The organism is Pseudomonas sp. NPDC087814, from assembly GCF_044742865.1.
Lineage (GTDB): Bacteria > Pseudomonadota > Gammaproteobacteria > Pseudomonadales > Pseudomonadaceae > Aquipseudomonas.
Genome location: NZ_JBIUVK010000020.1, coordinates 1 through 20,547 on the forward strand (window position 1 = coordinate 1; position 20,547 = coordinate 20,547).

Here is a 20,547-nt window from a genome sequence, read left to right on the forward strand (position 1 = left end):
CACACCGAGCCTAGGCGAGGTGCCGAGTGGTGGGGCAAGAGCGTTTTGCTTACTTTTGCGCTGTTCAAAAGTGAGCCGCTGTAAGAGCGGAACCAATAGCAGCCCTGACCGAAATAACGGATATGCACACACCACAAGCGAGCAAAAAAAAGCCCCGCGACCGAATGACGGCACGGGGCTAAAAATTGGCTGGATGCGACCAACCAAAGGAGCTCTTTAAGTCAAATCACTTGGCACTGGCAATCGTGGTACTCGGCTGCCACCCACCGCCCAACGCCTTGTAGATCGCGACGATCCCACGATACAGATCCACTTCGGCCTGAGCCTGGGAATCCTCGGCGGCCAAACGCTCACGCTGCGCGTCCAGCAACACCAGGAAGTCCACCGTCCCTTCGCGGTAACGAATCTCCGCCAGATCCGCAGCAGCCCGGCTCGACTCACTCTGACGAATCAGCGAGACCAACCGCTGCTGGCGTTTGCCGTAATCACTGAAGGCATTCTCCGATTCTTCCAGCGCCAGCAACACCTGCTGCTCATAAGTCGCCAGGGCGCCATCCGCCTCGGCATCCGCACCACGCAACCTTGCCCGCACACTGCCCAGGTCAAACGCCGCCCAGGTAATGCTCGGACCCAGCGACCAGGCATTCGCCGCCGCCGACCCAATCTGCGAACCCCGCCCAGCGGTAAACCCGAGGAACCCACTGAGGCTCACCCGCGGAAACAGATCAGCCTTGGCCACCCCAATCCGCGCCGTGGCGGCTGCCAACTTACGCTCGGCACTGAGAATGTCCGGACGACGTTGCAGCAGTTGCCCCGGATCACCAATCGGCAACGCCTTGGCAATCGCCGGCAAATCTTTCGGGCTCAAATCCACGCTCAACTTGTCCGGCCGCTCACCGAGCAGGGTAGCGATACGATTACGCTCGCGAACTTCCTCGGCCTGCAACTGCGGCACACTGGCTTCTACAGCCGCCAGACGCGCATCGGCCCGCACCACATCGAGCTGATCGCCCACACCGGCATCCCGCAGGCTGACGGTGATGCCGCGCGAATCCTCCTGGTTCTTCAGATTCGCCACCGCGATTTTCTCGCGCAGTTGCGCGCCCCGCAGTTGACCGTAAGCGTCCACCAACTCGGCAATCATCGTCACTTGCAGCTGATACAAGTCAGCTTCGGCAACCTGTTGGTCAGCGTCGCTGGCCTCCAGGTTGCGGCGGATGCGGCCGAACAAGTCCACTTCCCAGGCCATGTCCAGGCCCAGGTCATAACGCTCGCTGTTGACACGTTGGGTGGTCTGGCCGGGGATCTGGCCTTTGCCCACATCGCTGCTGACACGGCTGGTGATCACCGGCATCACGTCATTGGCAGCGTCGTCACGAATCGCCCGGGCTGCCCGCAGGCGGGCAAATGCCACCCGCAGGTCACGGTTACCGTTCAGGGACTGAGTCACCAACTGGTTAAGGGTCGGGTCCTCGAACTGCTGCCACCAGATGCCTTCGAACTTACCGTGGTCGTATTGCTTGGCGTCGGCGGCGGCCGTTACGTTGGCCGCCTCCAGTGGCTGGGTTTTATAGTCCGGGCCCACGGCACAGGCGCTCAGCGCCAGTACCAGCAAGCTCGGCAAAAATACTTTCACGCTCATTGCTGTGTCTCCAGCTTCAAGGCCTTGGCCGCTTTGCGCGCTTCACCGCGTTCAACAAACCGGCGGATCAGTACATAGAACACTGGCGTCAGCAGCAGACCGAAGAAGGTCACGCCGATCATCCCGGAGAACACCGCCACACCCATGGCATGGCGCATCTCGGCACCGGCACCGCTGGACATCACCAGAGGCACTACACCCATGATGAAGGCGAACGAGGTCATCAGGATCGGCCGCAGACGCAGACGGCAGGCTTCCAGTACCGCAGCGAGCGGATCGAGGCCTTCCTGCTGTTTATCCTTGGCGAACTCGACGATCAGAATCGCGTTCTTACAGGCCAGGCCCACCAGGACGATCAGGCCGATCTGGGTAAAGATGTTGTTGTCGCCGCCAGAGATAATCACCCCGGTGATGGCCGACAACAGGGTCATCGGTACGATCAGGATCACCGCCAGTGGCAGGCTCCAGCTTTCGTATTGGGCGGCCAGTACCAGGAACGCCAGCAGTACGCAGAGCGGGAACACGAACAGCGCAGTGTTGCCCGAGAGGATTTGCTGATAGGTCAGGTCGGTCCACTCGTAGGTCATGCCGTTGGGCAGTTCGTCTTTCAACAGTTTCTCGATCGCCGCCTGGGCCTGGCCGGAGCTGTAGCCCGGTGCGGCGTTGCCGTTGATCTCGGCGGTGATGAAGCCGTTGTAGTGCATCACGCGGTCCGGGCCCGAGGTGTCGCTGACCTTGATGAAGGTCGCCAGGGGAATCATCTCGCCTTTGTTGTTGCGCACTTTCAGCTGGCCGATCTGGTCTTCATCCTGGCGGAACTGTTGCTCAGCCTGCACGTTGACCTGATAGGTGCGCCCGAAGCGGTTGAAGTCGTTGGCATACAACGAGCCCAGGTAGATCTGCAGGGTGTCGAAGATGTCGCTGATCGCCACGCCATGGGTCTTGGCCTTTTCGCGGTCGATGGCAGCATCGACCTGGGGCACGTTGACCGTGTAGCTGGTGAACAGGCCGAACAACTCAGGCACGCCACGGCTCTTGGTAATGATGTTCTGCACTTCTTTGTACAGCTCGTCGTAACCCAGGTTGCCACGGTCTTCGACCTGCAGGCGGAACCCGCCGATCGTACCCAGGCCCTGTACCGGCGGCGGTGGGAAGATCGCCATGTAGGCTTCCTGGATGCTGCTGTACTTGCCATTCAGTGCACCGGCAATCGCACCGGCAGACAGGCTCGGGTCTTTACGCTCATCGAACGGCTTCAAGGTCACGAACACGATGCCGTTGTTCGGGCTGTTGGTAAAACCGTTGATCGACAAGCCGGGGAAGGCGATCGCGCTTTCCACGCCGGGCTGTTTCATGGCGATGTCGGACATGCGCTTGATCACGTCTTCGGTACGGTCCAGGCTCGCGGCGTCCGGCAATTGCGCGAAGGCCACCAGGTATTGCTTGTCCTGGGCCGGTACGAAACCGGTCGGCGTGTGGGCAAAGCCCATCCAGGTCAGGACCATCAGGCCGGCGTACAGGAACAGCGCGATACCACTGCCGCGGATCACCCGGCGTACCGTGCCGACGTAACCATGGCTGGCCTTGTCGAAGAAGCGGTTGAACGGTTTGAACAACCAGCCGCCCAGCATCCTGTCGAGGAACCTGGAGAACCCGTCTTTCGGCGCGTTGTGGCCTTTGAGCAATACCGCTGCCAGTGCGGGCGACAGGGTCAGCGAGTTGAACGCCGAGATCACGGTCGAGATCGCAATGGTCAAGGCGAACTGCTTGTAGAACTGGCCGGTCAAGCCGCTGATAAATGCCGCTGGAATGAACACCGCACACAGTACCAGCGCGGTCGCGATGATCGGGCCGGTTACTTCGCTCATGGCCTTTTCAGTGGCCGGGAACGGTTCCAGGCCCAATTCGATGTTCCGTTCGACGTTCTCCACCACCACGATGGCGTCGTCCACCACGATACCGATCGCCAACACCAGCCCGAACAGCGACAGCGCGTTGAGCGAGAAGCCAAACAGATGCATCACCGCAAAGGTACCGATCAACGATACCGGCACCGCCACCAATGGAATGATCGACGCACGCCAGGTCTGCAGGAACAGGATCACCACCAGCACCACCAGGATCAGTGCTTCGAACAGGGTGTGAACCACGGCCTCGATGGAGCCACGTACGAAGACGGTAGGGTCATAGGCGATGCGGTAATCCATGCCCTCCGGGAAGCTCTGTTTCAGCTCCGCCATCTTGGCGCGCACTTCATTGGAGATGTCGATTGCGTTGGAGCCCGGGCGCTGGAAGATCGGGATCGCCACGGCCGGCTGGTTGTCGATCAACGAGCGCAGGGCGTACTGGCTGGAACCCAGCTCAACCCGTGCAATGTCCTTCAAGCGCGTGATTTCGCCGTTGGCGCCGGCACGGATGACGATATTCTCGAACTCTTCCTCAGTGACCAGTCGGCCCTGGGTGTTGACCGACAGCTGGAAGCTGGTGTCATTCGGCGCAGGTTGCGCGCCCAAGGCACCGGCCGCCACCTGGCGGTTCTGTTCGCGAATGGCCGTGACCACATCGGTGGCGGTCAGGTTGCGTGAGGCGGTCTTGTTCGGGTCCAGCCACACACGCAGGGAGTAATCGCCCATGCCGAACAGCTGCACATCACCCACGCCGCCCAGCCGTGCCAGCTCATCCTTGATATTGAGGATCGCGTAGTTGGACAGGTAGAGCATGTTGTAGCGCTGGTCGGGGGAGGTGATGTGCACCACCATGGTCAGGTCGGGAGAGGCCTTGTCCACGGTAATACCGATGCGCGTCACTTCCTCGGGCAGTTTGGGCTGAGTCCGGGTTACCCGGTTCTGCACCTGTACCTGCGCGTTATCCAGGTCGGTGCCCAGGGCGAAGGTGATGGTCAGGGTCAGCTTGCCGTCGGCGGTTGACTGCGAGGACATGTACAGCATGTTCTCGACGCCGGTGATGGCTTGCTCCAGAGGCGCGGCCACGGTTTCACCGATGACCTTGGGGTTGGCGCCCGGGAAGTTGGCACGGACCACGACGGTCGGCGGCACCACTTCCGGGTATTCACTGATCGGCAGCTGGAACAGTGAAATCGCGCCGGCGATCAGGATCAACAGCGACAGCACCGCTGCGAAGATCGGCCGCGAAATGAAGAACTTGGAAAAATTCATCTTGAGTCGTATCCCTTAACCGCGTGGAGTCGCGACACTGGCGAGCTTGGGCGCGGCTTTATCCGGCGCCACTTGCTCCAGGTTGCTGGCTTCAAGCGCTTGTCGTTGTTGTGCCAAGGCGGCGAGGGTTTCCTTGCTGGCCATCGGGATGGTTTCCGGTGCAACCGGCGACCCCGGGCGAACGCGCTGCAAACCCTTGACGATGATCGTGTCGTCCTTGGTCAGGCCGCTGCGCACGATGCGCAAACCTTCGATCTTCGGACCCAGCTCCACCGCGCGGTAGGCAGGCTTGTCGCCGTCCATCACCAGTACGAACTTCTTGCCCAGGTCGGTGCCCACGGCTTCGTCGCTGATCAGCACGGCGGAGTAGGTGCCACTGCCTACCAGCTTCAGGCGCGCATACAGGCCTGGGGTGTATTCGCCCTTGCTGTTATCAAACACGGCGCGACCACGAATGGTGCCGGTGGCCGGGTTGACCTGGTTGTCGACGAAGTTCATCTGGCCCAGGTGCGGGTTGCCGTCTTCATTGGACAGGCCCAGGTACACCGGGGTAGTCGCGCCACGGCGACCCTGGCGCGCGAGTTCGGTGTACTTGAGGTACACACGTTCATCGGCGTCGAAGTAGGCGTAGACCTTGTCGGTGGACACCACGCTGGTCAGCGCGGTGACATCGGCGGTCACCAGGTTGCCGGCGGTGATCTCGGCACGGCTGACGCGGCCGCTGATGGGCGAGCTGACACGGGTGAAGCTCAGGTTCAGCTTGGCCAGGTCCAACTGCGCCTGGATGCCGGCGACAGTCGCATGGGCTTCCTGGGCGGCGGTGGTGCGCGAGTCGGCCAGCTCGGCGGAGATCGCATTGCTCTGGCGCAGGCGTTCGCCGCGCTGGGCTTCGTTATCGCTGCGGGTGGCGGCGGCCTTGGTTTGTGCGAGTTGTGCTTCGAGGCGGCGCACCTCAGCCTGGAATGGGCGTGGGTCGATCTGGAACAACAGGTCGCCTTTCTTGACCAAGGCACCTTCGGTGAAGGCGACCTGATCGATCTGGCCCGACACACGCGGACGGATCTGCACGGTTTCCGGCGCTTCGAGCCGGCCGGTGAATTCGTCCCACTCATTGACCGGTTGTTCCAGCACCTTGGCCACGCTGACGTGGCTTGGTGGCATGGCGGCTGCCTGTTCGGGCGCTTTGCCGCAGGCGCTCATCACCATCACGGCCAAAATGGCCAAGGGATAGCGCAAATGTTTGAGTGACTGTTCCATGAGGTGCATCCGCCAATGTATTTAAGATGGGCGGATCATGCTCGGCAGGGTGCTATCTCACGAATCGAATGAAACAAAGGTAACTATCATTCGGAATGATATAAGCGTAAAGCGAGCCCTCTAGCATGGGGCTTTCGTTAGGGAGCTATCAATGCTGTTGATGACAAAGGACTGTTGCGCAAGATGCAAGGAACAGCGCGCCGCATAAATTGTCGGGCGTGTCTGCTATTCAAATGTACAGAGCGCCGGGTTGGTTGCCGTGCATTCGTTGCCTGACCATGCGCTGCCCAGAGGCCTGGCATTGAGCTGGTTTTTCAGGGTCATGCTTACCGGTTCATGGTTCTGATCCAGGTAGTGGCATGCCACAGACGACTGGCCCTGGCTGCTTTGGATCACCGCCTTTTCAAAGTGGACCTGGTGCAGGTCCTTCTGCTCTGTCATCGGGTTTTGCCCGGTCCATTGCCGACCGTCCGGGCCGGACGCGGTGTAGGCGACCACTTCCCCGGTCGGCGTCTTTTTGAACGCGTCTTTAAGGGCATGGGTGGGCGGGCAGGCACCAGTGCCAGCGTAGACGTTTCCCATCAATGCCATCAGGGTAATCACGAGGGCTGAGGTTTTCCTGAGCTGCCTGTTCATCACGCGTGCTCCTGGTCTGGAGTAACTGTGAGGTAAAGACTAGCCCAAACAGGCAACGCCGGAAGGTGCTAAATCCACACGTCGTTGATTGCCGTGCGCTCGCCACCCTCGCTGCCGGTGTTCAGCACGCCGCAGGGTTCGATCAACAGCAACTTCACCTCACCCAATGCGTGCGGCTTGTGCTCGACGCCCTTGGGCACCACGTACATTTCCCCTTGGCCGATGGTCACCGCGCCGTCGCGGAAGTCGATGCGCAGGGTGCCTTCGAGGACGATAAAGGTTTCATCGGTGTCGGCATGGTCGTGCCAGATGAAGTCACCTTCAATCTTCACCACCTTGAACTGGTAGTCGTTCATCTGCGCGACGACCTTGGGCGCCCATTGCTCGCTGAACAGGGCGTATTTCTCGGCGAAGTTGATCGAGGCGTAATTCGTCGAAGCGTGGGAGACGGGCATTGTAGGTTCCAGGGTTTCAGGACATTGGAGCCTTAAGTTAGGCCTAACGGCCGGCCGGATATTGAATGATCGTGCAGCGCGCGACGGTCCTGGGTGTGTGCAACTGTTGGCTGGGCAACAGCAGTCGGACAGTTATGGTTTGCTCGAGACAGCAAGGCATCGTCCATTGTTTTTATCGCGTTGATTTTATTGGAAATAATTTATGGCATGGGCTCTGCAATGCACACAGGTGAACCCTTTCACCCGTTGCTCAGCGGAGCCCTGTATGCCTTGCACCTTTTTCTCGCGTTCACGTTACATCTTGCTCGGCGCAGCGTTGTTGCTGGGCCACGCCGCCGTGTCCCAGGCCGCCGAGGGCGATGACGCGGTGCCGTCCCTGGCCGGCAAGCGCATTGCCGTGAGCATGACCGGCACCAGTCACTACTTCGATATCAAGGCCTTCCAGGCCCAGGTCGACGAGATCAAGCGCCTCGGCGGCACGCCCATCACCCTCGACGCCGGGCGCAATGACAAGAACCTGGTGACCCAACTGCAAACCGTGGTCACCCAGAAACCCGATGCGGTGATCCAGACCCTCGGCACCCTGAGCGTGATCGACCCGTGGCTCAAGCGCATCAGCAAGGCCGGCATCCCGCTGTTCACCATCGACGCGCCGTCGCAGTACAGCCTCAACAACACCACCTCGGATAATGTCGCCACCGGCAAGGCCCTGGCCGATCAGTTGATCAAGGATGCCGGCGGCAAGGGCAAGATCCTGGTGTTCAACGGCTTCTACGGCGTGCCGGTGTGCGCGATTCGCTACGACCAGTTGAAGCTGGCGCTCAAGGATCACCCGCAACTGGAAATCATCGAGCCGGAGCTGCGGGATGTGATCCCCAACACCGTGCAGGATGCCTATTCCCAGGTGTCCGCATTGCTCAACAAGTACCCGGCCGGCAGTGTCTCGGCGATCTGGGCGGCGTGGGACATTCCGCAACTGGGGGCAAGCAAGGCGTTGATCGACGCCAAGCGCACCGAGATCAAGACCTACGGCGTGGACGGTACGCCGGAGGTACTGGAGCTGCTCGGCCAGGCCAATTCGCCGGTGGGCGCGGTAGTCGCCCAGCAACCGGCGCTGATCGGCAAGACTGCTGTGCAGAACGTGGCCCGCTACCTGGCCGGGCAGCGCGACCTGCCCAAGGAAACCCATGTGCCGACGCTGCTGACCACCGCCGCCAACCTGGCGCAGGTCCAGCAACTGCGGGGTGATTGATGGCCGCGTTGCACTTGCAGCACCTGCGCAAACGCTTCGGCGCCACCCTGGCGCTGGATGATGCGAGCCTGAAGGTCGAGCGCGGCACCATTCACGGCCTGGTGGGCGAGAACGGTGCCGGCAAGTCGACCTTGATCAAGGTCCTGGCGGGGATCCACAAAGCGGACTCGGGGCAGGTGAGCATTGACGGTCAGGTGTACTCCGCACTGTCGCCGCGCCAGGTGGACGCGCTGGGCGTGCAGTTCATCCATCAGGAGCGGCTGTTGCCGGCGAGTTTTACCGTGGGCGAGGCGTTGTTTTTCGGCCATGAATTACGCCGTGGTCCGTTTGTCGACCGGCGCCGGCAGCAGCGCGAGGCAGAACGTTTGCTGGCGGAATATTTTGAGCTGCAACTGCCCGCCGACGCGTTGGTAGGCGAGCTGAACAGCGCCGAGCGCCAGGTGCTGCAAATCACCCGGGCGTTGATTCGCCAGCCGAAGATCCTGGTGTTCGACGAGCCCAGCGTGGCGCTGGTCAAGCGCGAAGTCGACCAGCTGCTGCGGATCGTCAAGCGCCTGCGGGACCAGGGTTTGTCGATTCTCTACATCTCCCATTACCTGCAGGAAATCGACAGCCTGTGCGATGAAGTGACGGTGTTGCGCAATGGTCGAGATGTGGCCGTGGTAGAGCCACGGCACACCTCCAGCGCGCAGATTGCGCGGTTGATGGTCAACCGCGAGGTCCAGGAGATGTACCCCAAGGCGCAGGTCGAGCTCGGCGAACCATTGCTGCAGGTGCGCGGGCTGAGCCTGGCCCGGCGCTACCGGCAGATCGACCTGGAATTGCGTCGGGGCGAGATCGTCGGCCTCACCGGGCTGGTCGGGTCGGGCGCCAAGGACCTGCTCAAGGCCCTGTTCGGTGTGGTGCGCGCCGACAGCGGCAGCATTCATCTGGAGGGGCGTTTGTTGCGCCTGCGTTCACCCGGAGAAGCCATTGCCCAAGGGATTGCACTGGTGCCGGAAGAACGCCGCAGCCAGGGGATTTCACCGCTGCTGTCGGTGCTGGAAAACCTCACGCTCGCCGGGCTTGGGCGTTTCAGTCGCTGGGGGTTACTGAGCCAGCGTAAGGAGCAGGCCGAAAGCCTGCGGCTGATCGACGAGTTGGCGATCAAGACGCCGGGCCCGCAGGCTGCCGTCAGCCAGCTCAGCGGCGGCAACCAGCAGAAAGTCGCCCTGGGCAAATGGCTGAGCCGGCGCTCGGCGGTGTACCTGTTGGACGAACCGTGCGTAGGTGTGGACGTCGGCGCCAAGGTCGAGATTTATCGCGTGATCGGGCGGCTGGTGGAAGAGGGCGCAGCGGTGCTGGTGCTGTCTTCGGATTTGCCCGAGCTGTTGGGGATCTGCGACCGCATCCTGGTGCTGCATCGAGGCGAAATAGCCGGGGAGTTCCATGCCGGTGAGGCGGACAGTGATCAACTGTTGGCGTGTGCCACGGGTGCGGTGCAGCCCACAGTGGCTGTGCAGGTGAAACAGGAGGTGGCGCATGTCCCTGCTTGAAGCTGCTACTCCTGGCTTGTCCCAACGGTTATGGGTACTGCTGTTGCGGCGCGGCTCGGTGGGCGTATTCCTCGCGATTTTGCTGGGCTTTGCCGTCGCCGCGCCGAACTTCTTTTCAGTCGGCAATATCGCGAATGTGTTCAGCCAGTCGGCGATCCTCGGCGTACTTGCCTTTGGCCTGACCTGCGTGATTATCGGCGGCGGCTCCAACGTGGTGGCCGGCGGGCTCGACCTGTCGCTGGCGGCCAATTTGGGCTTGTGCGCGGCGGTGTTCAGTCGACTCAACAACGCAGGCCTCGACCTGTGGGCAAGCCTGCTGCTGACCTTGGGTTGCGGCCTGGCGGTGGGCCTGCTCAATGGCCTGGCCGTGGTGGTGCTGCGCTTGCCACCGTTGCTCGCAACGCTGGCAAGCATGAATGTACTGGCCGGGCTGGAGCTGGTCCTCACCGAAAACACCGTGGTCTCGACTGACTCACCGCTGCTCGACCTGCTCAGTGGCGGGACCTGGCTGGGCGTGCCGGCACTCGCCTGGGTGTTGCTGGTGACGGCCTTTGTGTTGACGCTGCTGATCCAGCACACCGCCTATGGGCTGCGCCTGCATGCCGTCGGCGAGTACCCGCACGCCGCCGAGGCCGCCGGGATTCGAGTGCCGGCTTACGTACTCTCCAGTTATTTGCTGTCTGGGCTGTGTGCCGCGGTGGCGGCGTTGTGTTCAGCGGCATTTTTCAGCGGCAGCACCACCGGCTCCGGCGACATGCTGTTGTCGGTGGTCGCCATAGCCTTTCTTGGGGTGGTGTTTTCCCGGCGACTGGTGGCAAGCATCCCCGGCACCTTGCTCGCGACGCTGTTGATCGGCTTTTTGATCAACGGGTTTCAGTTGCTCAACGTATCGAGCTTCTGGGTCAACGGTGTGCAGGGCGTGCTGATTCTGCTGGTGGTCGCCGCTTCCAGCGCATTGAACCGGGGAGAACATTCATGAGTCAGGTATCCATCCTGCAAGCCCATGGCGGCTGGCGTTCGCTGTTGCCCCTGACGTTGCCGCTGGTGTTCGTGGCCATCGTGGTGGTGTTTGCCTGGCAGGCCCCGGGGTTTCTCAGTGGCGGCAACCTGAAAAGCCTGGTGCTGAATAACTTCGTGCTGCTGGCGATTGTTGCGATCGGCATGACCTATGCGGTGGCGGCCGGTGGCATCGATCTGTCGGTAGGCACCGCGCTGGATTTCGCCAGCTTCAGCTTCGTGGTGTTGCTTAACGCCGGGCACGGGCTGGGTGTGGCGATTGCCGGTGCGTTGGCCGCCGGGCTGCTGGTAGGACTGTTCAATGCCGGCTTGATCGCGGGGCTGCGGATCAGCCCGTTCCTGGCCACCCTCGGCACCTTGTTTATCGGCACCAGTGCCCAGCAACTGCTCTCGGACGGCGGCCAGCCAATTTATATCGCCCAGGGTTTCAAGCCGGAACTGGCGAGCTTCAGCCCTTTGAGCGTGCCCTTGCCGCTGTTGATCGTGCTGGTATTGGCCGTGGTCTACGGCCTGTTGCTGGCCCGTGGACGCCTGGGGCGCGAACTGCTGGCCCAGGGTACCCAGCCGCTGCTGGCGTATTACTCGGGGTTGTCGGTGCGGCGCATCGTCACCACCACGGTGCTGGCGGCGGCGCTGGCGTGCGCGGTGGCGGGGATTCTGCTCAGTTCGACGGTGAGTGCCTATGTGCCGCTGTCGGGCAATGCGTTCCTGCTGAATGCGATTGGTGCGGTGTTTATCGGCACCACATTGAACCGCCAGGGCCGGGCGAATATTCCGGGCACGTTGCTAGGGGTGCTGTTCATCAACGTCATCGCCAATGGGCTGCTGTTGATCGGCTGGAACTTCTACTGGCAGCAGGTGGCAACCGGCGTGCTGATTTTTATCGTGCTGGCCTTCAGTTTTGTCAGCCGCAGGATTGCGCAGAACACCTGAGGCGCGGCGCCCCAGGTGCGGGCCTGCCCTTTACTTTTCCCAGTCGGCCTTGGCAATCAACAGGCCATGGTTGCCGTTATAGGCGGCGCGCTCGGGTTGTTTCCAGCCCTCCAGCAGCGCGTCGTCGAGGCGGTAGATTTCCACCCCCAGCGGACGGCAGACCTTCAACGGGTCTTCCGCATCCGGGCCCCACATCGGCAGCGACAGGTCGCCACCGGGGCAGGTGGAGAGGGCACACAGCAGGTCGATTTCGGCGAAGAACTCCAGATAGTCGCCCTGCTTGGCCGGGCAGGCTTTCATGAAGTACATGTCGTCGTGATTGAGGCCGGTGCACTGGAAAATGTTCAGCACGTCGTGCACGTCGAACTCGGTCAGGCCATGGGGCAGCACGGCGCGGGTCAGGTTGGAGTGGCAGTGGTGGTGGAAGTCTTCGCCCGTGAGCATCTTGTTCACGTAAGGGTCGCAGCGCGTGCCCAGCAAGTCATGCAGGCGCCCGCCGTGTTCGTCGATGCCATAGTCGGCCAGGCTGTCGTCGGTGATGGTGACCATCGGCCGCAAAAACGGCAGGTTCGACCACAGGCGGTCGTAGGTGGTGACGTGCGCGCCTTGCAGCTGGCGGGTGCGTGCCGCCCACATGCGTTCGCGGGGGTCGTTGGCGCTCCACACGTTGAAGTCGCCGACCTGCGGGCCAACCGGCGTGGTCACGCGGAACACATGGCCTGCCGGTACTTTCCAGGCGCGGCCGGTGCGGATCGGCACTTCGAATTGCTCGATCAGGGTGCGCCCGTCCCGGGACTCGCGCACGCGGTCATAGAAGGCTTTGTCGACCTGCAAGGCAGCGCCTTTGCTGACTTGGTAGGCCGCTGGGTAGTCCTTGTACATGGTGGGTCCTCGCTTCAGGGTTTTGGAATGCTGCTCAGGATGTCCAGCAGCAGCGATTCGGAGTCATTGAGGTAGCTGGCCAGGGCTTCGCCGGCGGCTTGCTTGTGGCCGTCAACCAGCAAGTCGTGAATCTGCCGGTCGCGCTCCAGCCAGGGCTTCTGGAAGGTTTCCTCGCTGGGCGCGTTGGAAAACACCAGGCGCATCTGGGCTGCAATATGGGTAAAAAACTCGTCCAGCAACGGGCTGCGCATCAGCCCGACAATATGTTGGTGAAAGCGCAGGCTGTGGGTGCCGAAGGCTTGCCAGTTCTCGCGGTCCTGGGCCAGCTGCGCGGCCTCGATGGACTCCAGCATCAGGTCGGACTGGTATTCGCGCAGCGGCTTGCTGGCGGCGATGGCCTGCAGCTCCAGGGTGCGTCGCACCTTGAAGATGTCACGCACTTCCTCCACCCCCAGGCGGCGCACGATCACGCCTTTGTTGCGCACGTAGCTGGTCAGGCCTTCGCGGCCCAGGTGGTGCAAGGCTTCACGCACCGTGTTGCGCGAGGCGTTGTAGGCGTTCACCAGTTCGCTTTCCACCAGCGGCATGCCGGGCAGCAGGCGGCCGCCGATGATGTCTTCGCGCAGTTCGATGGCAACCTGGTCGGCCAGCGACAGGCTGGGTTCCTTGGCTTGGCTCACGTCGGGGCTCCTTGGGCTCACGCCAGTTGGACGTCTTTGAGGAACTTGGTCATGCGTTCACTGCGTTGCTCGAGCATGTCACGCGGTGCGGCGTCCTGGATAATCTCGCCGCCTTCCATGAACACCACACGATCGGAAAGCTTGAACGCGAAGTTCATTTCATGGGTGACGATGACCATGGTCATGCCCTCGCGAGCCAATTCCTCGATTACCGCCAGTACGTCGCCCACCAGTTCCGGGTCGAGGGCCGAGGTGGGTTCATCGAACAGCATCACCGAGGGCCGCATCGCCAGGGCGCGGGCAATCGCCACCCGTTGCTGTTGCCCGCCGGATAGCTGGTGCGGGTACTTGCCGGCGTGCTCCAGCATGCCGACCTTGCGCAACAGGGCCAGGCTCAACAGGCGCAGTTCTTCGCCGCTACCATGGGCATGGTAGACCGGCGCGAGCATCACGTTCTCAAGGGCGGTTTTATGCGGGAACAGGTTGAACCCCTGGAACACCATGCCGACATGCACGATGCCGCGCATTTGCACCTTGTGCCCCAGCGCGCCTTGCGGCTCCTGGCTGCCACGCAGGAACGGCTGGCCTTGCAGGGTGATTTCGCCACGGTCGAGGCTTTCGAGGCCGTTCATGGTACGAATCAGTGTGGTTTTGCCAGAGCCTGACGGGCCGATGATCGACACCACCTCGCCCCAGCGCACATTCAGTTCGACGCCCTTGAGCACTTCCAGCTCGCCATAGGCCTTGCGCACCCCGCGGGCCTGCAAGGCAAACTCGCCGGGCTCGGCCTGGCCGGGGGCACGACGCGTCGCCACCTGGTCGAGCATGGCGGGGGCGATGGCCTTGGGTTTGCGCCGGGTCACGTCCAGGTGGTTCTCCAGCACCCGCAACAGCCAACTGAACACCGTCACGATGAACACGTAATAGAACGCCACGGCCAGCATGGTCTCCATCACCAGGAAGTTCTGGGTGTAGAGCTGTTGGCCCACCAGCAGGATTTCCGAAAGCGAAATCACCGACACCAGCGAGGTGAGTTTGACGATGGTGATGTATTCGTTGGCCAGTGTGGGCAACGCAACCCGCAGCGCCTGCGGCACCACAATCAACCGCTGCACGCCGCGATAACCAACGCCCAGCGCCTTGCCGGCTTCGCGCTGCCCCTTGACCACCGCCAGCAGGCCGCCCCGATGGATCTCGGCGATGTAGGCCGCCTCACTCAGCACCAGGGCGATCAGGCCCGCGGAGTAGGGGTTGGACAACACCGCGCTGGTGGACGGAAACACCTGCGGCAGGTTGTAGACGAAGATCAACAGCACCAGCAACGGCAGGCTGCGGAAGAACCAGATGTAGACGCCAGCGGAGTCCCGCAGCCAGCGGCGCTCCGACTGCCGCGCCAGGGCCAGGAAAAACCCCAGCACAATGCCCAGCAGCCAGGTTTCCAGGCTCAGTTCGACCACGGTGCCGACGGCTCGCCAGAAGTCGCCGTTCCATAACAAGCCCAGGGTGTAGTGCCAATCGAATTGCATAAAGGTGCTCCGCGTTTCAGTTACCCAGTGCCGCACTGATCTCGGCGGCGTTCGGCTCGGCCAGGTTGTAGCGCGCCAGCAGCTTGCCGTAGCTGCCGTCCTGCTTGATCTGGCTCAGGGCGCCGGTCAGCGCCTGGAGCAGTGCCGGGTTTTCCTTGCGCACGGCCAGGCCGACCACCACCGGGTAGATCAATTCGTTGGAGCTGATCACGGTTTTGCCCTGCAGTTTTTCCACGGTGATCTTGGCGACCGCCGCGTCTTCCATCTGCACGTCCACCGCCTGGGCGAGCAGGGCCTGGGCGGCTTCCGGCGACGTCGGGAACTCACGCGACTCGATCGCCGGCTTGCCCGCAGGGAGGCAGTAGTCCGCCGAAACCTTGTTCAGCTTTGGCACCCACGACGCGCCCTTGATCGACCCGACGCGCTTGCCGCACAGGTCTTCCGGGCGCTGGGGCTTGAAGTCGCCGGCGCTGAGCACCATCAGCGAAGAACCGGTCTTCAGGTAGCTGAGGAAATCCACCTGCTTGGCGCGTTCTGGCGTGACATACAGTGCCGAGGCCACCACGTCGAAACGCCGGGCGTTGACGCCGAGGATCAGGTTGGCGAAACGGGTGTCGAGAAAACGTGGTTTGAGCCCCAGTTGCTTGCCCATCAGTTGCATGAACTCCGGGTCGAAACCGGCCGGGGTCTTTTGCTCTAGGTAGGTGTAAGGCGGGTAGGTGAGGTCGGAGCCGATGGACAGCTCGCCCGGTTTCAGGGTGCCCTTGATTTCCGCAGCCGACAGCAGCGGCGTCACGCACGCCAGGGTGATCGCTAGCGCCAATGTGCGCAGGGTGTTCTTGCCCGTCAGACCTTTTTGCATGTTCGTCGCCTCGGTTGCTGGATGCAGGGAGATTTGGATTGTTCAACAATCCTGTATTAGCTAGTAAGCGGTTATCGTGCCAACTAATGACTTTTTCAGGTTTTTGATGGGTTTTGACGCGTGAGACAGCCGTTTTTTGCAAGCGCGCACCCCAATTCGGGGCAATTCGTTACCGGGCGCCACGTTGTGAGGCAGGCATTTCGCGGACCATAAAGGACGCACTTATTGATAAAGTGCCGATTCGAAACCATGAGTGAACAGCAATGACGTCGACCTCCCAACGCCGCTCAACCCTGATTGCCTTGTTGGTCGCCGTCACCTTCTTCATGGAGAACCTCGATGCCACCGTGATCGCGACCGCGTTGCCGGACATCGCCAAAACCTTCGGCGTGGGCGCGGTGGACGTGAACATCGGCATGAGCGCCTACATGCTCGCCGTCGCGGTGTTCATTCCCATCAGCGGCTGGCTGGCCGACCGCTTTGGCTCGCGGCGGGTATTCGGTTGGGCAATCGTGCTGTTCAGCCTTTCGTCACTGCTGTGCGGGTGGAGCGACAGCCTGCAGACCTTCGTCGCCGCGCGCGTGTTGCAGGGCATCAGCGGCGCGATGATGGTGCCGGTGGGGCGCCTGGCGGTGCTGCGGGCTACCGAGAAAAAAGACCTGGTGCGGGCGATTTCATTCATCACCTGGCCCGGCCTGGTGGCGCCGATACTCGGGCCGCCCGTGGGCGGGTTTATCGTTACCCACGCGTCCTGGCCGTGGATTTTCTACCTCAACCTGCCGCTGGGCCTGCTGGCGCTGATTGCCACGCTGGTACTGATCCCCAAACACGACGAGGTCACGTCCCGCTCATTCGACTTCAGCGGTTTCCTGCTGGTGGGTGTCGCCAGCGCGGCGCTGTTGTACGGCGTGGAACTGCTCGGGCAAAGCCGTGGCAGCTTGTTGCAGGGCCTGTTACTCAGCGCTGCAGGCGTAATGCTCGGCGCCTTTGCCTGGCGCCATATGCGCCGGCATGCCCAACCATTGCTGGCGCTGGGTGTGGTGAGTGTGCGCACGTTCAGTGTGTGCCTGTGCGGCGGGTCGATTTTCCGGGTGGCCATCAGCACCTTGCCGTTCCTGCTGCCGCTGATGTTTCAACTGGCGTTCGGCCTTTCTGCATTCGATGCGGGGTTGCTGGTGCTCGCGGTATTTGCCGGCAACCTGGCGATGAAGCCGTTCACCACGGCGGTGATGCAGCGCTGGGGCTTTCGCTCGGTGCTGATGATCAACGGCATCCTTGGCGTGCTCGCGATTGCGGCCTGTGCGCTGCTGGACGAGCGCATGAGCTGGGCGCTGATCCTGTTCATTCTGTTCGTGGGTGGCCTGTCACGCTCCATGCAGTTCACCTTGTTCAACACCCTGGGGTTCGCCGATATACCCAAGGCGCAGATGAGCGACGCCTCAACCTTGTTCAGCATGTTCTTCCAGCTGAGCATGGCCATGGGCGTGGCGATTGGCGCACTGTTGTTACGTTTTGCCATGAGTTTTCACGGCAATACCGGGCAGGCCGCCACCGCCGATTTCCAGCTGACGTTTCTTCTAGTGGCGGTGATCGCCGGCGTGGCGCTGCTGGATAACCTGCGGCTGCCGCCCCAGGCCGGTGAGTCGGTTTTGCAGCGAAAGTGAACCCACGATACCTTCGGGGTATGAAGCAACACCTATTGAATATTGGACGGCTTGCGTCCCCCGCATCACTCTGCGGTGAAGTACATACGCAGGGCCCATAACAATAAAAGGCGCAACCATGACCGTGCTATTGAGTGAGCGCAGCCAGATTTTCGACCGTGCAGATGCCTATGCCGTGTCCGACTACGTCAACCAGCATGTCGGCAGCCACTGCATCCGCCTGCCGCCCAAGGGCCGCCCGCAGGCAAGCATCAGCCACCGGACCTTTTCCAGCCTGGACCTGTGCCGCATCAGCTACGGCGCGCCGGTGCGGGTGACCTCGGTGGCGCTGGAAACCATCTACCACCTGCAGATCCTGCTGCACGGCCACTGCCGCTCGAGCTCCCGCGGCGAAGAACAGGTGTTTGGCCCCGGCGAAGTGCTGCTGATCAACCCGGATGACCCGGTAGACCTGACCTATTCCGCCGACTGCGAAAAATTCATCGTCAAGGTGCCCGTGCGCCTGCTGGAAAACGCCTGCCTTGAGCAGCACTGGACGTTGCCGCAGCCGGGCATCCGTTTTGCGGCGCCGCGCCACGCACTTGCCGAAATGGGTGGGTTCCTGCAATTGCTGGGGCTGATCTGCCATGAGGCCGAAAACGCCGCCGAACCCGAAGTGCAGGGCCTGTACGAGCGCATTGTGGCGAACAAGCTGTTGGCGCTGCTGGCCAGCAACGTCCTGCGGGTGATTCCGCGACCGGATCAGGGTGGGGGCTTTGAAGCCGTGCGTCAGTTCATCGAGGAGCACCTGGCCGACGACATCAGCGTCGAACAACTGATGGCCATCGCCAGGGTCAGCGAGCGTTCGTTGTATACCTTGTTTGAACGCCAGGTCGGCCTGTCACCCCGTGACTACATGCGCCAGCGCAAGCTGGAGCGGGTGCACGCCATGCTGCAACTGGCCACGGCGCGCAGCGTGACGGAGGTGGCGCTGGATCATGGGTTTGTGCATTTGGGGCGGTTCTCCGAGGCCTATCGCAAACGCTTTGGCGAGCTGCCTTCGCAAACGTGGAAGCGCCGGCTCGCGCCAGGCGGATAACGAATTGCAGTCAGCGGATATTGAGGGGTAGGGCAAGCACATAAGGTGGGGGGGCCTGATACAAGAACAACCGAGGGCCTACCCCATGATCAGCACATTCGACCGACTCGCCCGACAATTGCGCGACTCCGTCCAGGAAGATCCCGCCACTGGGGTGTTCCGCTGCCGCCGCGACATCTTTACCGACCCCGACCTGTTTGCCCTGGAAATGAAGCACATTTTCGAAGGCGGTTGGGTCTACCTGGCACACGAAAGCCAGGTGCCGGAGATCAACGACTACTTCACCACCTGGATCGGCCGCCAGCCCGTGGTCATCACCCGTGACAAACACGGCACGCTGCACGGCCTGGTCAACGCCTGCGCCCACCGTGGCGCGATGCTCTGCCGCCGTAAACAAGGCAACAAAGGCTCGTTTACCTGCCCTTTCCACGGCTGGACCTTCAGCAACGCCGGCAAGCTGCTCAAAGTGAAGGACGCCAAGACCGGCGCCTACCCCGACAGCTTCGACTGTGACGGCTCCCACGACTTGAAACGCCTTGGCCGCTTCGAAAACTATCGCGGCTTCCTGTTCGGCAGCCTCAGCGAGACGGTGCCGGAGCTGAGCGACTACCTGGGTGAGACCCGGGTGATCATCGACCAGATGGTCGACCAGGCCCCGCTGGGGCTGGAGGTGCTGCGGGGCAGTTCGTCATATGTGTATGACGGCAACTGGAAGCTGCAGATCGAAAACGGCGCCGACGGTTATCACGTCAGCTCCGTGCACTGGAACTACTCGGCGACCATGGGCCGGCGCAATTACGAAGCCGAAGGCACGCGCACCGTGGATGCCAATGGCTGGTCGAAAAGCCTGGGCGGCGTGTACGCCTACGAGCATGGCCATATCCTGCTGTGGACGCGCCTGCTCAACCCCGAAGTGCGTCCGGTGCATGCCCATCGCGAGGCGCTGGCCGAGCGCCTGGGCCAGGAACGCGCCGATTTTATCGTCGACCAAACCCGCAACCTGTGCCTCTACCCGAATGTGTACCTGATGGACCAGTTCTCCACGCAGATCCGCGTGGTACGGCCAATCGCGGTCGACAAGACCGAAGTCACGATCTATTGCATGGCGCCCAAGGGCGAAAGTGCCGAGGAACGCACCACGCGCATCCGCCAGTACGAAGATTTCTTCAACGTCAGCGGCATGGGTACACCGGACGATCTGGAAGAGTTCCGCGCCTGCCAGACCGGCTACCAGGGTGCGACCACCTTGTGGAATGACCTCAGCCGCGGCGCCAAACAGTGGGTCGAAGGCCCTGACGAAAACGCCCGGGCCATGGGCATGAATCCGCAGCTCAGTGGCGTCAAGACCGAGGACGAAGGCCTGTTCGTGCGCCAGCACGCCCACTGGGCCCAGAGCCTGCAACGCGCTATCGAACGGGAGCAGCAAGGCTTGATCGCGACGGACAAGGAGGTGCTGGCATGAGTGCTTCCCGTGACCGCCTGTTGGACTTTCTGTACCGCGAAGCCCGCCTGCTGGATGACCGCCAGTGGGATGAGTGGCTCGAATGCTATTCACCCAAGGTCGAGTACTGGATGCCGGCCTGGGACGACCACGACACGCTGACCGAAGACCCCCAGAGCGAAATCTCGCTGATCTATTACCCCAGCCGCGACGGCCTGGAAGACCGGGTGTTCCGGATCAAGACCGAACGCTCCAGCGCCAGCACCCCGGAGCCGCGCACCGCGCACCTGATCACCAACCTCGAAGTGCTGGCCGACGACGGGCAGCACGTGGAGTTGCGTTTCAACTGGCAAACCCTCAGCCATCGCTACAAGACCACGGATACGTACTTCGGTACCTCGTTCTATCGCCTCGATATCCGCGCCGAACAGCCGCTGATCACGCGCAAGAAGGTGGTGCTGAAAAACGACTACATCCATCAGGTCATCGATATCTACCACATCTGAGGACA

At 62.0% G+C, this 20,547-nt stretch carries 17 protein-coding genes; 8 read left to right on the forward strand and 9 right to left on the reverse strand.

The genetic code is table 11. The features are described from left to right. Window positions 1-226: 226 nt before the first annotated feature. The 5 genes from ACIOMR_RS16755 to ACIOMR_RS16775 form a co-directional block, all read right to left on the reverse strand. A complete protein-coding gene (locus ACIOMR_RS16755; RefSeq protein WP_134326680.1) occupies window positions 227-1,642 on the reverse strand; it encodes an efflux transporter outer membrane subunit in 1,416 nt (471 codons plus the stop codon). Continuing rightward, complete coding sequence (locus ACIOMR_RS16760; protein ID WP_003210869.1) at window positions 1,639-4,818, reverse strand: efflux RND transporter permease subunit; 3,180 nt, start codon at window positions 4,816-4,818, stop codon at window positions 1,639-1,641. The genes ACIOMR_RS16755 and ACIOMR_RS16760 overlap by 4 nt, the downstream gene beginning before the upstream one ends. 15 nt (window positions 4,819-4,833) lie before the next feature. Beyond that, window positions 4,834-6,075 (reverse strand): multidrug efflux RND transporter periplasmic adaptor subunit MexE, encoded by a 1,242-nt coding sequence (mexE, locus tag ACIOMR_RS16765; RefSeq protein ID WP_003210867.1) that lies wholly within the window; start codon window positions 6,073-6,075, stop codon window positions 4,834-4,836. A gap of 225 nt (window positions 6,076-6,300) precedes the next feature. Then, window positions 6,301-6,711 carry a DUF3757 domain-containing protein gene (locus tag ACIOMR_RS16770; RefSeq protein ID WP_177021736.1) on the reverse strand — a complete coding sequence of 137 codons (411 nt, stop codon included), beginning with the start codon at window positions 6,709-6,711 and terminating at the stop codon, window positions 6,301-6,303. Window positions 6,712-6,779: 68 nt separating this feature from the next. Continuing rightward, window positions 6,780-7,166 carry a cupin domain-containing protein gene (locus tag ACIOMR_RS16775; protein ID WP_401195300.1) on the reverse strand — a complete coding sequence of 129 codons (387 nt, stop codon included), beginning with the start codon at window positions 7,164-7,166 and terminating at the stop codon, window positions 6,780-6,782. 265 nt (window positions 7,167-7,431) lie between these two features. Between ACIOMR_RS16775 and ACIOMR_RS16780 the strand changes: the two genes are divergently transcribed. Genes ACIOMR_RS16780 through ACIOMR_RS16795 form a run of 4 tightly spaced genes read left to right on the forward strand, consistent with a single transcriptional unit; the run spans window position 7,432 to window position 11,903 of the window. Continuing rightward, the gene (locus tag ACIOMR_RS16780; RefSeq protein WP_003210861.1) at window positions 7,432-8,418 is read left to right on the forward strand and encodes a sugar ABC transporter substrate-binding protein; all 987 of its coding nucleotides are present in this window, start codon (window positions 7,432-7,434) and stop codon (window positions 8,416-8,418) included. Beyond that, window positions 8,418-9,953 (forward strand): sugar ABC transporter ATP-binding protein, encoded by a 1,536-nt coding sequence (locus ACIOMR_RS16785; RefSeq protein ID WP_401195303.1) that lies wholly within the window; start codon window positions 8,418-8,420, stop codon window positions 9,951-9,953. The genes ACIOMR_RS16780 and ACIOMR_RS16785 overlap by 1 nt, the downstream gene beginning before the upstream one ends. Further along, window positions 9,940-10,932, forward strand: coding sequence for an ABC transporter permease (locus ACIOMR_RS16790; protein WP_102369138.1), 993 nt, complete (start codon window positions 9,940-9,942; stop codon window positions 10,930-10,932). The genes ACIOMR_RS16785 and ACIOMR_RS16790 overlap by 14 nt, the downstream gene beginning before the upstream one ends. Beyond that, entirely contained in the window at window positions 10,929-11,903 is a 975-nt protein-coding gene (locus tag ACIOMR_RS16795) for an ABC transporter permease (protein WP_401195307.1), read from the forward strand. The genes ACIOMR_RS16790 and ACIOMR_RS16795 overlap by 4 nt, the downstream gene beginning before the upstream one ends. 30 nt (window positions 11,904-11,933) lie before the next feature. Here the strand turns inward: ACIOMR_RS16795 and ACIOMR_RS16800 are convergent, their stop codons facing one another. Genes ACIOMR_RS16800 through ACIOMR_RS16815 form a run of 4 tightly spaced genes read right to left on the reverse strand, consistent with a single transcriptional unit; the run spans window position 11,934 to window position 15,853 of the window. Continuing rightward, a complete protein-coding gene (locus ACIOMR_RS16800; RefSeq protein ID WP_008433843.1) occupies window positions 11,934-12,785 on the reverse strand; it encodes a DUF1989 domain-containing protein in 852 nt (283 codons plus the stop codon). Window positions 12,786-12,799: 14 nt separating this feature from the next. Beyond that, window positions 12,800-13,465, reverse strand: coding sequence for a GntR family transcriptional regulator (locus ACIOMR_RS16805; protein ID WP_003210850.1), 666 nt, complete (start codon window positions 13,463-13,465; stop codon window positions 12,800-12,802). Window positions 13,466-13,482: 17 nt separating this feature from the next. Then, window positions 13,483-14,991 carry an amino acid ABC transporter permease/ATP-binding protein gene (locus ACIOMR_RS16810; RefSeq protein ID WP_401195311.1) on the reverse strand — a complete coding sequence of 503 codons (1,509 nt, stop codon included), beginning with the start codon at window positions 14,989-14,991 and terminating at the stop codon, window positions 13,483-13,485. 16 nt (window positions 14,992-15,007) lie between these two features. Beyond that, the gene (locus ACIOMR_RS16815; protein WP_003210846.1) at window positions 15,008-15,853 is read right to left on the reverse strand and encodes an ABC transporter substrate-binding protein; all 846 of its coding nucleotides are present in this window, start codon (window positions 15,851-15,853) and stop codon (window positions 15,008-15,010) included. A 263-nt stretch (window positions 15,854-16,116) separates the two neighbouring features. Between ACIOMR_RS16815 and ACIOMR_RS16820 the strand changes: the two genes are divergently transcribed. From ACIOMR_RS16820 to benB, 4 genes are all read left to right on the forward strand, one after another. Continuing rightward, complete coding sequence (locus ACIOMR_RS16820; RefSeq protein ID WP_401195314.1) at window positions 16,117-17,517, forward strand: DHA2 family efflux MFS transporter permease subunit; 1,401 nt, start codon at window positions 16,117-16,119, stop codon at window positions 17,515-17,517. A gap of 118 nt (window positions 17,518-17,635) precedes the next feature. After that, window positions 17,636-18,595 carry an AraC family transcriptional regulator gene (locus tag ACIOMR_RS16825; protein WP_401195316.1) on the forward strand — a complete coding sequence of 320 codons (960 nt, stop codon included), beginning with the start codon at window positions 17,636-17,638 and terminating at the stop codon, window positions 18,593-18,595. A gap of 85 nt (window positions 18,596-18,680) precedes the next feature. Next, the gene (locus ACIOMR_RS16830; RefSeq protein WP_003210841.1) at window positions 18,681-20,057 is read left to right on the forward strand and encodes a Rieske 2Fe-2S domain-containing protein; all 1,377 of its coding nucleotides are present in this window, start codon (window positions 18,681-18,683) and stop codon (window positions 20,055-20,057) included. Further along, window positions 20,054-20,542, forward strand: a complete 489-nt coding sequence (benB, locus tag ACIOMR_RS16835) for a benzoate 1,2-dioxygenase small subunit (RefSeq protein WP_008433833.1) — start codon at window positions 20,054-20,056, stop codon at window positions 20,540-20,542. The genes ACIOMR_RS16830 and benB overlap by 4 nt, the downstream gene beginning before the upstream one ends. The last annotated feature ends 5 nt before the right edge of the window (window positions 20,543-20,547 follow it).